Origin of the sequence: Janthinobacterium sp. PAMC25594 (genome assembly GCF_019443505.1) — a bacterium.
GTDB lineage: Bacteria > Pseudomonadota > Gammaproteobacteria > Burkholderiales > Burkholderiaceae_D > Janthinobacterium.
Window position 1 is genome coordinate 4,658,391 of record NZ_CP080377.1, and the last position, 12,399, is coordinate 4,670,789.

Genomic DNA, 12,399 nt, shown 5'->3' on the forward strand with positions numbered 1-12,399 from the left:
GGAACAGCGAATCTGGTTATGATGTTAATCAGGATACCATTGATACAGAGCAAGTTTTGTGTGAAAAATCCACCCCAGAGTGTGAACGAGGACGCAGTGCCGATCTCCAGTCTCGATAAAGCCGACATTGACCGTTTGAATCAGCAAGCCCTGTCTTGCCTGGTCGGCAACCGCCGCCAGGCGCGCCGGCTGGCGCAGATGGCGCTGGCGGCGGCGCAACGACAACAGTATGCGCGTGGTGGCGCGTATGCGGAACTGAATCATTGCTGGCTGGCGTATTACGCGGGCGAGGCTGAACCGTCGTGCGAGCGCCTGCACGCGTATTTCCAGCACAGCGGCGACCTGGAAGGGGGCATGGAAGTGGCCGCGCTGCAGGGCGCGTATGCGAGCCGGCGCGGCGACTTTGCCGATGCCGAGCAGCATTTCTTGCAAGCGCGCAGCCAGGCCGCGCAGATACCCGATTCCTTGCACAAGTTCATGCTGTACGCGCGCCTGGGCGTCGATGCCCTGAACCGTGGCGATACGCAGGACGGCCCGCGCAATTTTCTGCTGGCGCTGGACATCGCCGAGCGCTTCGGCAGCCCCGCGCACCGCGTCAACAGCCTGTCGAACCTGGCGTCGTCGCAGCATGACCTGGGCAACGATGAAGACGCGATTCCCCTGCTGGCCGAGGCGCTCGGGATCATCGGCACGCAAAAGCTTAAATACCAGCAAACCATCGTCTCGGCCAACCTGGCCATGTGTTTATTAGCCACAGGCAAGCCGGCCGAGGCGCTGGCGCTGGTGGAACCGTTTTACGAGTGGCCGGAAGAAGACCTGGCCGTGCGCGCCTTTTTGTTCTGCATCGCCGCGCACGCCGCCATCTTGCTGCAGCGGCCCGACAGCGCGCTGCAACTGCTGCTGCGCGCCGAAGACTATGCGCGCCGCGGCCAGGACCTGGAAGAGCAGATGCACGCGTGGCTGGTGCGCGGCAAGCTGGACCTGCACGCGGGCCAGACGGCGCAGGCGCTGGCCTCGCTGACGCAGGCGCACAGCCTGCTGAGCTGGACGCGCAATCCCTTTCACCAGCAACAGATTTTGCGGGGATTGGCCGAGATCAATGCCCAGCTGGGCGAATGGCAGGCGGCGTACGGCTTCCTGCAGCAATACCAGGCCGTGTTCGAGGCCAGCAGCAAGTCGGCGCGCGCCTCGCGCAGCCTGATGCGCAACCTGGAAAAGGAAATGCACAGCCTGAAAGCCGAGCGCGACAAGGCGCTGGAGCTGCAGGCGGCGCGCGAGACGGAAAACGTCAAGCTCGAACACCTGAACCGCGAACTGGCGCACCAGATCCTGCACGTCAATTCGCTGCAGGACAGCCTGAAGGAACAGGCCATGCGCGACCACCTGACGGGCTTGTACAACCGCCGCCATTTTGAAACTTGCCTCAATGCCATCCTGCACGCGGCCGATGCGGACGCGCCCGTGGCCATCGCCATCATCGACCTGGATTTCTTCAAGCGCGTCAACGACACGTATGGGCATAACTTTGGCGATGAAGTGCTGATCCAGTTCGCGCGCCTGGTGGAGAGCCAGTTGCGCGGCAGCGACATGGTGTGCCGCTATGGCGGCGAGGAATTCTGCCTGCTGTTGCGCGAAGCCGACAGCGTCATCGCCGCGCACAAGATCGACGATATCGCCGCGCGCTACCGCCAGTTGCTGATCCGGCAGGCGCCGCACAGCTTGACGGGCTGCACCTTTTCGGCGGGCATCGCCGAGTATCCGCGCCATGGCGCCGGCCGCCACGAGTTGCTGCTGCGCGCCGACAGCGCCCTGTATGCGGCCAAGCAGGCGGGCCGCGACCGCGCCTGCATCGCCGGGGCTACTGGATAAAGCGCAAGAGCTCCTGCAGGGCATGCAGAATGGCCTGTTCGCGCACGGCTTGCCGGTCGCCCGCAAACACCAGCCGCTGCGTCTGCACGCGCCCGTCCATGGCCCAGCCGAAGCAGACGGTGCCGACGGGCTTGCCGGGCACGCCGCCCGTGGGGCCGGCGATGCCCGTGGTCGAGACCGCCACCTGAGCATCGCTGTGCGCCAGCGCTCCCTGCGCCATGGCGGCGGCCACTTCCTCGCTGACGGCGCCGTGGGCGGCGATCAGCTCGGCGGGCACGCCCAGCATGCCGCTCTTGGCCCCGTTGGAATAGGTGACGAAGCCCCGATCGAACCAGGCGCTCGACCCGCTGATGTCGGTGACGGCCTGGGCCACGCCGCCGCCCGTGCACGATTCGGCCGTGGCCAGCAGCAGGCCCTTCGCCTGCAAGGCCAGGCCGACGGCGGTGGAGAGGGAGGCGAGTGCGTTGCTCATGGAGGACTCCTGCATGCGGTGGTAAGGGTGGCGAGACTGTAGCATGGCCAACGGTAAAAGAAACTTTCCCCGGTAACAGCGAAAATGCGTACACTCTTTTATACATTTGCTACCACTTCGGGCCGGCAGGCGCTCTGTCGCTGCGCCACCCTGGTGCGCATCGCCCGAACCGGCAAGCGGCATGGTGCCGCGCCTTCGTATGCATTATCTTACTCGGTTGTCATGGCAATTCTGAACTGGACCTGGTGGCGTCATGCTGGCCCCCTACGCCGCCCCGCGCGCGGCGCCGGCCGCCGCCCTCTTCGCTGGGGCTGGCTATTGCTGTTCCTGGGCGTGCTGTGCGCCGACGTGCGGGCGCAGGTGCCAGGTGAACTGGAACGCCAGGTCAAGGCCGCGTATCTGTACAAGTTTGCCGGCTTTGTCGAGTGGCCGGACGGCAGCTTTGCCCGGCCCGACTCTCCGCTGGTGATCGGCGTGGCGGGCGCCGATGCGCTGGCCGAGCAGCTCGAACTGAGCGTGGCCGGGCACAGCGTCAACGGCCGCGCCGTGCAGGTGAAAAAAGTGCGCCGCGGCGAAGCGCTGGCCGGGCTGCACGTGCTGTACCTGGGCGCGCTGGAAAAAACGGCGCTGCAGGAGATGCTGGCCGCCAGCCGTGGCCTGGCGTTGTTGACGGTGTCCGATTCGGATGAGGTCTACGCGATGGGCAGCATGATCAATTTTGTGATGGCCGAAGACAAGGTGCGCTTCGACGTGGCCTTGAAACCCGTGGCGCTGGCGCATATCCGCATCAGCGCGCGCATGCTGCTGGCCGCCTATCGCGTGCAGACGGGGGGCGCCTGACCATGCTGCGACTGCGTTCCATCCGCCACAAGCTGATGTCGGTGGTCTTGCTGACCACCCTGGTGGCGCTCGTCATTTCGCTGGGCACCATCGTCGTCTACGACTTGCGCGCCTATCACCGCAACCTGGTGGCCGACATCAGTACCCAGGCCGAGCTGCTGGGGCACATGAGTTCGGCCGCGCTGGCCTTCGACGACGAACGTCTGGCGCTGGAAAACCTGAACCTGATGCGCATCCGCCCGCGCGTGACGGCCGGCGCCCTGTACAAGGCCGACGGCAGCCTGTTTGCCAGCTACCGCGCGAACGAGCGCGTGGGCGCGCTGCCGGCGAAGGTGGGCAAGGAAGGCGAAAGCATCGCCGGCAGCTCGGTGGAATTGTTCAAGCCCATCGTCGACAATGGCGAGCTGCTGGGCACCGTGTATCTGCGCGCCGATTATGAGCTGGCCGGCCGCACGGCCGACTACCTGGCCATCGCGCTGGGCGTGACGGTGCTGGCGCTGCTGGTGGCTTTGCTGTTGCTGCGCCGCCTCGATTTCGTCATCACGCAGCCCATCCTCGATATCGCCGACGTGGCGCGCGAAGTGATCGAGACGGGCGACTACTCGCGCCGCGCGCGCAAGCTCAGCGACGACGAAGTGGCGCAGCTGGTCGATTCCTTCAACAAGATGCTGGCCGAGATCGAGCTGCGCACGCACGCGCTGGAACGCTCGAATGGCGAACTGGCGCGCGAAGGCGAGCAGCGCACCCAGGCGCAGCAGGAAGTCATGCGCCTGAACCAGGAACTGGAAGTGCGCGTGCACGAGCGCACGATGCAGCTGGAAATGACGAATGGCGAACTGGCCATGGCGATGGAGGAGGCGCGCAGCGCCAACTATGCCAAGTCGGCCTTCCTGTCGTCGATGAGCCATGAATTGCGCACGCCGCTGAACGCCATCCTGGGCTTCGCGCAAATCCTCAGTTCCGACCGCCTGCCGTCGACCCTGGAGCAAAAGAAGGAATTCGCCGGCCATATCCTCAAATCGGGCCGCCATTTGTTGACCTTGATCAATGAAATCCTCGACCTGGCGAAGGTGGAGTCGGGCACGGTCAGCCTGTCGCTGGAACCGGTGGGCCTGGACGCCATCTTGCAGGAATGCCGCGACATGATCGCGCCGCTGGCCAGCCAGCGCGGCATCGGCATGGCTTTTCCCGATGCCTGTCCCCTGAACGTGCTGGCCGACCGCACGCGCCTCAAGCAAATTCTGTTGAACCTGCTGTCGAATGCGCTCAAGTACAACCGCGAGCAGGGGCAGGTGGCCATCGATTGCGCGCCGCACGCTGGCGGACGGGTGCGCATCAGCGTGCGCGACACGGGCGTGGGTCTCGATGCCGAACAGCTGGCGCTGCTGTTCCAGCCCTTCAACCGGCTGGGGCAGGAGGGCGGCACGGAGGAGGGCAGCGGCATCGGCCTGGTGGTCACCAAGCGCCTGGTGGAATTGATGGACGGCAACATTGGCGTGGCCAGTGCGCCCGGCGAGGGCAGCACTTTCTGGATCGAGCTGCGCGTGGTCGACGCCGTGCCCATTCCCGTGGCCCCGGTCTTGCCGCGGCCGGACCTGGCCGGCGCGCTGCTCGAGCACAGCGCCCCCGTGACCTTGCTGTACGTGGAAGACAATCCCGCCAACCTGACCCTGGTCGAGGAAATCGTCCGCTACTGCCCGCAATTGCAGCTGCTGACGGCCACGGATGGTCGCCTGGGCGTGGAGATGGCGCGCACGCATTTGCCGCAGCTCATCTTGATGGACATCAACCTGCCCCATGTGAACGGCACGGACGCGCTGAAACTGCTGCGCGCCGATCCGCGCACGGCGCACATCCCCGTCATCGCCCTGACGGCCAACGCCATGCCGGGCGACGTGGAGCGCAGCATGGCGCTGGGCTTTTACCGCTACCTGACCAAGCCGATCAACCTCGATGAATTTACCGAGGCGATCAACAGCACCCTGGCCTATGTGGCGCGGCAGCGCCGGCAAAAGGGAACAGGCGCGCCATGATCAGCCAGGCCGATATCTATGCGGCGAAAATTCTCATCGTCGACGACCAGGAAGTCAATTTGCGCCTGCTCGCGCATTTGCTGGAAAGCGGCGGCTACACGGCCATCAGCAGCACCCTCGACGCGCACGCCGTGGCCGGCCTGCACCAGCGCCAGCAGTTCGACCTGATCATCCTCGACCTGGTGATGCCCGGCATGAGCGGCTACGACGTGATGGATGCCTTGCGCCCGCTAGAGCTGGAAGGCTACCTGCCCGTGCTGGTGATCGCCGCCGACCCGGATGCCAAGCTGGCCGCGCTGGAAGCGGGCGCGCGCGACTTCATCAGCAAGCCCTTCGACGCGCTCGAAGTGCTCACGCGCATCCGCAACATGCTTGAAGTGCGGCTGCTGCACCGCGCCGCGCGCCACTACAACACCTTGCTCGAACGCACGGTGGGCCAGCGCACGGCCGAACTGCAGCGCTTTCGCGGCGCCATGGACGCCACCACCGACGCCATCTTCCTCGTCGACGTGCTGGGCATGACCCTGGTCGACGTCAACGATGGCGCGTGCCGCCTGCTCGGCTATGCGCGCGCCGAACTGCTGGCGCTGGCGCCCGGCACCTTGCTGCCATCGCCGCCGGCCCCGCCCCTGGCCGCGCTGCCGGGTGGTCCGGGCCACCTGGCCACGGAAGTGACGGAATGCGAACTGGTGCGGCGCGACCTGAGCCTGGTGCCCGTGGAACTGGGCTGGCACTGGTATGCGCAGGCGCCCGTGGCCGGCGGCCATGCCACGGGTGGCCTGCTGCTGATCGCCGTGGCGCGCGACATCAGCGAACGGCGCCAGACGCAGGAGCGGCTGAAGCACCTGGCCCATTACGATGGCTTGACGGGGCTGCCGAACCGCAGCCTGTTTTACCAGACGCTGGCGCAGGCGGTCGAACTGGCGCAGGAAAAAAGCTGGCGCATCGTGGTGCTGTTCATCGCGCTCGACCGCTTCAAAAGCATCAACGACACCCTGGGCGCGGCGCTGGGCGACGAGCTATTGCGCCAGTTCAGCAACCGCCTGGTCGAATGCGTGCGCCTGCGCGACACGGTTGGGCGCCTGGGCAACGACGAATTCGCGCTGATACTCACCATGAGCCGCAACCAGCAGGAAGCCGTGGCGGTAGCGAACCAGGTGCGCGAAGCCTTGCGCGCGCCGTTCGACTTGCGCGGCCACGCGGCCACCCTGACGGCCAGCATCGGCATCGCCATGTATCCGGACGACGCCACCGACCCGGAAACACTGATCAAATACGCGAATACGGCCATGGGCGGCGCCAAGCAGGCGGGGCGCGACGGCTACCGCTTTTTCACGGCCGGCATGAACGTGCAGGTGCTGGCGCGCCTGGACCTGGAACTGGCGTTGCGCCATGCGCTCGAACACGACCAGTTCATCCTGTACTACCAGCCGAAGGTGGACTTGCGCACGGGCCGCATCAGCGGCGTGGAAGCGCTGCTGCGCTGGCGCCGTCCCGGCTACGGCCTGGTGGCGCCGGCCGAATTCGTGCCGGTGCTGGAAGACACGGGCCTGATCGTGCGCGTGGGCGCCTGGGTGATCCAGGCCGCCTGCCGCCAGATCGCCGAGTGGCGCGACAGCGAAGTGGGACCCGTGCGCGTGGCCGTGAACGTGTCGAGCCGCCAGTTCGCCGAAGGCGACCTGGAAGGCGAAGTGACGCGCGCGCTGGCGCGGCACGGCGTGGCGCCGGAATTGCTGGAACTGGAACTGACGGAAACGGCGCTGATGTCGAACGCCGAGCGCACCATCGTCGTGCTGGGAAAATTGAAGAAAATCGGCGTGAAGGTGGCCATCGACGATTTCGGCACCGGCTATTCCAGCCTCGCGTATTTGCAGCGCTTCCCCATCGACAAGCTGAAAATCGACATCGCCTTCGTGCGCAACATCACCAGCAATCCGAACGACGCGGCCATCGCGCTGGCCATCGTCAGCATGGCGCACAGCCTGAAACTGAGCGTGGTGGCCGAGGGCGTGGAATCGCGCCCGCAGCTCGAGTACCTGCGGCGCAACCGCTGCGACGAGATCCAGGGCTTTTATTTCAGCCGCGCCCTGCCGGCGCTGGAACTGGGGCAGATGATCGCCGCCGGCGCCGGCCTGCCGCCCGGCCACGATCCCGCTGCCCAGCCGGCGCAAACCCTGCTCATCGTCGACGACGACGTCAACGTACTGTCGTCCTTGCACCGCCTGTTCCGTCCCGAGGGCTACCAGATTCTCACGGCCAGCACGCCGGCCGAAGGGTTTGAAATGCTCGCCCTGCACAGGGCCCACGTGATCGTCTGCGACCAGCGCATGCCCAGCATGAGCGGCACGGAATTCTTGAGCAAAGTGAAAGAGCTGTACCCGGAAACCATCCGCATCATCCTGTCCGGCTACACGGGCCTGGAAGCCGTGCTCGACTCGCTCAACCGCGGCGCCATCTACCGTTTTTATACGAAACCGTGGGACGACACCCAGCTGCGCGACAACATCCGCCTGGCCTTCCAGCACTACTGGATGGTGAACCAGCCGGGGCTGGCGCGCGTGGCGGTGCGCTAGAAGTTACTCGCTGAAGTGGTCGAAAGAACTCAAGGCCAGATCGAGCGGCTGCCCGGCCGCATCGACCAGCCGCAAGCCGCTATCCGCCTCGATACGGCCCACGCGCGTGACGGGCGTGCCGCAGCTGAGCGCCAGCGCGGCGATGGCCTCGCGCGACGATGGGGGCGCCGTGAAGCACAGCTCATAATCGTCGCCGCCGGCGGCCGTGTAGCGGCGGCGCAAGCTGGTTTCCTGCCGCGCCAGCACGGGCCCGGCCGGCAGGGCGTCGACGTCGAGGGTGGCGCCCACTTGCGACGCTTTCAAGATGTGACCGAGGTCTCCGACCAGGCCGTCGGAAATGTCGATGGCCGCATGCGCCAGGCCCGCTTCGGCCAGGGCGCAGCCGAGCGCCACGCGCGGCGTGGGCGTGTGCATGCGCGCGGCGGCCGTCAGCAGGTCGGCTGGCGCCAGTTCCTGTTCCACGCGGTAGCCTGCCAGCGCCAGGCGCGCGTCGCCCAGGGTGCCGCTGACCCAGATATCGTCGCCCGCCACGGCAGCGCTGCGGCGCAGGGCCTGGCCCGGTGTCAGTTCGCCGAATACGGTGATGCAGATATTCAAAGGCCCCTTGGTGGTGTCGCCGCCGATGAGTTCGCAATCAAAGGCGTCGGCCAGCGCAAACAGGCCTTCGGCAAAGCCGGCCAGCCAGCTGCGCTCCGCTTGCGGCAGCGACAGGGCCAGGGTAAATGCCACGGGACGCGCGCCCATGGCGGCCAGGTCGGACAGATTCACGGCCAGGCTTTTATGACCGAGCATGCGGGCGTCGGCGCCGGCAAAGAAGTGCCGGTCCTCGACCAGCATGTCCGACGAGATGGCGATCTGCTTGCCCGCGCCGGGCGTCATCAGCGCGCAATCGTCGCCGATGCCCAGGGTGGCGCGGCCGGGGCGCTGGCGCACGAAATAGTGTTTGATCAGGTCGAATTCGGAAAGCGCGTCGTGTGGGGCCATGGCGTAGTCTGTGCGTTGAGTGATGGTGTGGCCCGGCTATTATAGGCTGGCCTACAATACGGGTCTTTTCCACTGCCGAGCAACTTGCCATGCCCATTCTCGATATTCACGTCTTATTGCAATCCTGGCTCGACCATGGCTGGCTGCGCGACCCGCAAGCCGTCGGCTTGAATACTTTTGAGGCGCAGGAACTGGTGGCGTGGGGCTTCGACGCCATCAGCGACGGCGGCCAGCTGTGCTTGTACGAGGACGAGCGCCTGTTCCGCAGGGGCCAGCGTCCGGTGCTGGCATCGTTCAAGGCGTATCTGCAGCGCGGCCAGCTGGGCGCGAATGGCCTGGACCTCGGTTATCAGGTGCACCTGGCCGGTTTTCTGCGCGCGGCGCGGCAGCCCTTGCCGGCGTTTCGCGTGCTGCTGGAACAGGGCGGGCGCAGCGGCGCCCTGCTGTTCGACAGCGGCCTGGTGCTGCAGTTTGCCGCCAATTTGCGCGGCAAGCCCCGTCATTACTATCTGACCCTGGTCGAGGGGCACGTGGCCGAGGCCCAGCTTCCCGACCGCGACAGCGATATCGACTTGCACGCGGCCAGCGTGGGCCATGTCCAGGCCCTGTACGACAGCCGCGACCCCGCCGACCTGCGGCGCCTGGCACGGCGCGGCAATGCGGCGCTGCGCGAGCTGGCGCAGCTGCTCGCTCCTTAAACTTTCTTCGCCTGCGCCATGCCCTGCAGCAGCTTGGCCAGCAACTGGTCGAGCTGGCGCTGCTCGTCCGCGCTCAGTGCCGACAGCATGGCGCGTTCGTTCTCCACGTGCAGCAGCACCAGCTTTTCAATCAGTGCCAATCCCTTCGGCGTCAGGGCCACCAGCACGCCGCGCCGGTCCGTCGGGTGCTTCTGGCGTTCGATCAGGCCGGCCGCTTCCAGCCGGTCGATGCGGTTGGTCATGCCGCCCGAGGACAGCATGGCCGCCTCGTACAGGGCCGTCGGCGTCAGGGCATAGGGCGCGCCCGAGCGGCGCAAGGTCGCCAGCACGTCGAATTCGCCCGGTTGCAAGCCATGTTCGGCAAACAGCGGGTTGAGCCAGTCGCGCGCCATCAGCTGCGCCACCGTGCCCAGCTGGCCCACCAGTTGCATGGCATGCGTATCCATCTGCGGCAATTCGCGCTGCCATTGTGCGGCGGCAAATTGCGCGCGCGTGTGTTCTTGCGGGGTATCCGTCATGGTGTATGCATCTATCTCGACATCAAGATAGATTTCTATCTTTATGCTAAGATACTTTCCATCAAGTTATTATGTGACGCATTAAACCATGTGCCTCCCTGCGAGGCAAGGACAACTCTGCCATGCCTGCTGAACGCCCCGTATCTTCCCCGCTGCCCTCGTCCGCCCTGCTGGTGGCCGCCATCATCCTGCTGGGCTTGAACTTGCGGCCCATCCTGGCCGCCATCGGACCCTTGCTCGACAGCATCCAGGCCAGCACGGGCATCAGCAATGCCGACGCGGGCTTGCTGACCACCGTGCCCGTGTTCGCCATGGGCGTGTGTGCGCTGGCGGGCGCCCAGCTGCAGCGCCGCCTGGGCGTGGCGCGTGGCATCTCGCTGGGCATCGCCATCATCGCTGCCGCCTGCGCGCTGCGCTGGCCCTTGCATGGCAGCAGCGGCCTGATCGCCACGGCAGCCTTGGGCGGCCTGGGCATCGCGCTGGTGCAAGCCTTGCTGCCAGCCTTCATCAAGCGCCATTTCCCCGCGCGGGCGGGCCAGTTGATGGGCTTTTATACGACGGGCATCATGGGCGGCGCGGCCATTGCCGCCGCGTCCGCTTCACCGCTGGCGCAAAGCTGGGGCTGGAACGCGCTGCTGGCCCTGTGGGCGCTGCCCGCCGTGGCCGCCGCCCTGCTGTGGCGCCGCGCCGCCGCTGCGCGCGTGGACGTGTCCGGCGGCGCGGGCGCCAGCCTGCCCGTGGGCAGTGGCCGCGCCTGGCTGCTGATGGTGTTTTTCGGCATCGGCACGGGCGCGTACACGCTGGTGCTGGCCTGGCTGCCGCCGTTTTATACGGAACTGGGCTGGAGCGCGGCCGACAGCGGCTTGCTGCTGGGCGCCCTGACTCTGGTGGAAGTGCTGGCGGGACTGGTGATTTCCAGCATCATCCACCGCTTTCCCGACCGCCGCATCCTGCTGCTGTCCGTCCTGTTGTGCGTACTGGGCGGCCTGGCCTGCCTGATCGTGGCGCCGGCGCAACTGGCGTTGCCCGCCGTGATCCTGCTGGGCTGCGGCATCGGTTCCCTGTTCCCCCTGTCGCTGATCGTCAGCATGGACCACGTGACGGACCCGGCCGGCGCCGGCGCCCTGCTGGGCTTTGTGCAGGGCGGCGGCTACATCATCGCCAGCAGCATGCCGTTCATTGCCGGGCTGATCCGCCAGCATTCATCCAGCCTGGCCCAGGCGTGGATGGTGATGGCGGGCGGCGTGGTGCTGTTATTGCTGATCGCCGTGCGCTTCGCGCCGGGAGGCAGGCTGGCCCAGTCGCGCTAGCGTGCGCATGGCGTGTGCTGGCAGCTGATATATTGAGGCTATGAACATCGTCGACCACTATTTAGAAGGATTGCGCCAGGCAATGCCGCCGGAGCCGCTGGCGGAACTGGCGCTGGCCAGCGGCGCCAGCGCGGCGCAACTGGACAGCTTGCGCCAGGCCTATCCGCTGTGCCCGGACAGCCTGCTGCGCCTGCTGGGCCACTACAACGGCACCTATTACGAGGAATATGCGGGCGGCACGGTGCTGGTGTACATGCTGGGTTCGGACGTGTTCGAATATCCGTATTACCTGAGTTCCGTCGCACAGATCCTGGAAGACCGGCAGGCGAACCAGCGCAGCATCGCCGATATCTACGGCCATTACCTGGAAGACGACCCCGGCATCGTCGACGCCCGCATTGATACGGGCATCCAACAGGGCCAGAGGCTGTGTTTTTCGCATTGCATGAACAATGGCGGTTCCTCGCGGCTGTATGTCGATTTCACGCCGACGGCGTCGGGCAAGGTGGGGCAGGTCGTGCGCTTCCTGCACGATCCCGACAACTACCAGGTCATCGCCGACAGTTTCGATGCCTACCTGCAAATGCTGATCGATGACGACTACGGTTTCCTGATCGAGGACAATTTTGAATAGTCCGGCCGCGCCGCCGTCCCTGCTGCCCGCCAACCGCCGCATCGTGCTGTCCGGCGAAGATGCGCTGCGCATCCTGCAAGAGATCGAATTCCTGCTGCAGTCGCTGCATCACATCGGCCGCCACTATTATCCCGACGGCGACGATGATGGCGCCGATGCCTTGCGGCGCGCGCAGTATTGCGCGGAGACGACGCGCTTCATCGACGAGGAGCAAGCGACGACGCGCCTGGCGCTGATGCGCAGCATCCTGTCCGCGCCGTTCGACACCGCCCTTGGCGACGACGAGATGGACGATATCGAGCGCGCCGTCGAGGCGCTGCCGCTGTGGCGCGCTCCCGGCGGTCTATCATAAAAACTAATTGAAATATAAAATTTGATAGTTTTTCCTGCTCAGCACGTTTGTGCCGCCGGACGGCCTTACAATGCTAGGTTATGCGTTTTCGTGATATCAGACTGTGGCTAGCGGAA

General features: G+C 65.9%; 11 protein-coding genes. 8 read left to right on the forward strand and 3 right to left on the reverse strand.

Annotation, left to right across the window (positions count from 1 at the left end; all coding sequences use genetic code 11):
• Nucleotides 1-96: 96 nt before the first annotated feature.
• On the forward strand, nt 97-1,869 hold the full coding sequence (locus KY494_RS20895; RefSeq protein ID WP_258194354.1) for a diguanylate cyclase: 1,773 nt from the start codon (nt 97-99) through the stop codon (nt 1,867-1,869).
• Here the strand turns inward: KY494_RS20895 and KY494_RS20900 are convergent.
• Nucleotides 1,859-2,341 (reverse strand): CinA family protein, encoded by a 483-nt coding sequence (locus KY494_RS20900; RefSeq protein WP_219888094.1) that lies wholly within the window; start codon nt 2,339-2,341, stop codon nt 1,859-1,861. The two genes, KY494_RS20895 and KY494_RS20900, sit on opposite strands and share 11 nt — an antisense overlap.
• A 222-nt stretch (nt 2,342-2,563) precedes the next feature.
• On the opposite strand from KY494_RS20900, the gene KY494_RS20905 reads away from it, so the two are divergent.
• From KY494_RS20905 to KY494_RS20915, 3 genes are read left to right on the forward strand one after another with little or no spacing between them, the layout of a single operon-like run.
• Nucleotides 2,564-3,181 (forward strand): YfiR family protein, encoded by a 618-nt coding sequence (locus KY494_RS20905; protein WP_219132601.1) that lies wholly within the window; start codon nt 2,564-2,566, stop codon nt 3,179-3,181.
• Nucleotides 3,182-3,183: 2 nt separating this feature from the next.
• Nucleotides 3,184-5,214 carry an ATP-binding protein gene (locus KY494_RS20910; RefSeq protein ID WP_219888095.1) on the forward strand — a complete coding sequence of 677 codons (2,031 nt, stop codon included), beginning with the start codon at nt 3,184-3,186 and terminating at the stop codon, nt 5,212-5,214.
• Nucleotides 5,211-7,787: an EAL domain-containing protein gene (locus tag KY494_RS20915; protein WP_219888096.1), complete on the forward strand. Its 2,577-nt coding sequence runs from the start codon at nt 5,211-5,213 to the stop codon at nt 7,785-7,787. Before KY494_RS20910 ends, KY494_RS20915 begins: the two co-directional genes overlap by 4 nt.
• Before the next feature lie 3 nt (nt 7,788-7,790).
• Here KY494_RS20915 and thiL read toward each other — a convergent pair whose 3' ends face one another.
• Nucleotides 7,791-8,771, reverse strand: coding sequence for a thiamine-phosphate kinase (gene thiL / locus KY494_RS20920; protein ID WP_219888097.1), 981 nt, complete (start codon nt 8,769-8,771; stop codon nt 7,791-7,793).
• Between the two features lie 89 nt (nt 8,772-8,860).
• Between thiL and KY494_RS20925 the strand changes: the two genes are divergently transcribed.
• Nucleotides 8,861-9,469 carry a hypothetical protein gene (locus tag KY494_RS20925; protein WP_219888098.1) on the forward strand — a complete coding sequence of 203 codons (609 nt, stop codon included), beginning with the start codon at nt 8,861-8,863 and terminating at the stop codon, nt 9,467-9,469.
• Here the strand turns inward: KY494_RS20925 and KY494_RS20930 are convergent.
• Nucleotides 9,466-9,987, reverse strand: coding sequence for a MarR family winged helix-turn-helix transcriptional regulator (locus KY494_RS20930; protein ID WP_219132606.1), 522 nt, complete (start codon nt 9,985-9,987; stop codon nt 9,466-9,468). The two genes, KY494_RS20925 and KY494_RS20930, sit on opposite strands and share 4 nt — an antisense overlap.
• 122 nt (nt 9,988-10,109) lie before the next feature.
• On the opposite strand from KY494_RS20930, the gene KY494_RS20935 reads away from it, so the two are divergent.
• The 3 genes from KY494_RS20935 to KY494_RS20945 are packed head-to-tail and all read left to right on the forward strand — an operon-like array spanning nt 10,110 to nt 12,283.
• Nucleotides 10,110-11,297 (forward strand): MFS transporter, encoded by a 1,188-nt coding sequence (locus KY494_RS20935; RefSeq protein WP_219888099.1) that lies wholly within the window; start codon nt 10,110-10,112, stop codon nt 11,295-11,297.
• Between the two features lie 40 nt (nt 11,298-11,337).
• Nucleotides 11,338-11,931, forward strand: coding sequence for an SMI1/KNR4 family protein (locus tag KY494_RS20940; RefSeq protein ID WP_219888100.1), 594 nt, complete (start codon nt 11,338-11,340; stop codon nt 11,929-11,931).
• Nucleotides 11,924-12,283, forward strand: coding sequence for a hypothetical protein (locus KY494_RS20945; protein ID WP_219888101.1), 360 nt, complete (start codon nt 11,924-11,926; stop codon nt 12,281-12,283). Before KY494_RS20940 ends, KY494_RS20945 begins: the two co-directional genes overlap by 8 nt.
• Nucleotides 12,284-12,399: the final 116 nt, after the last annotated feature.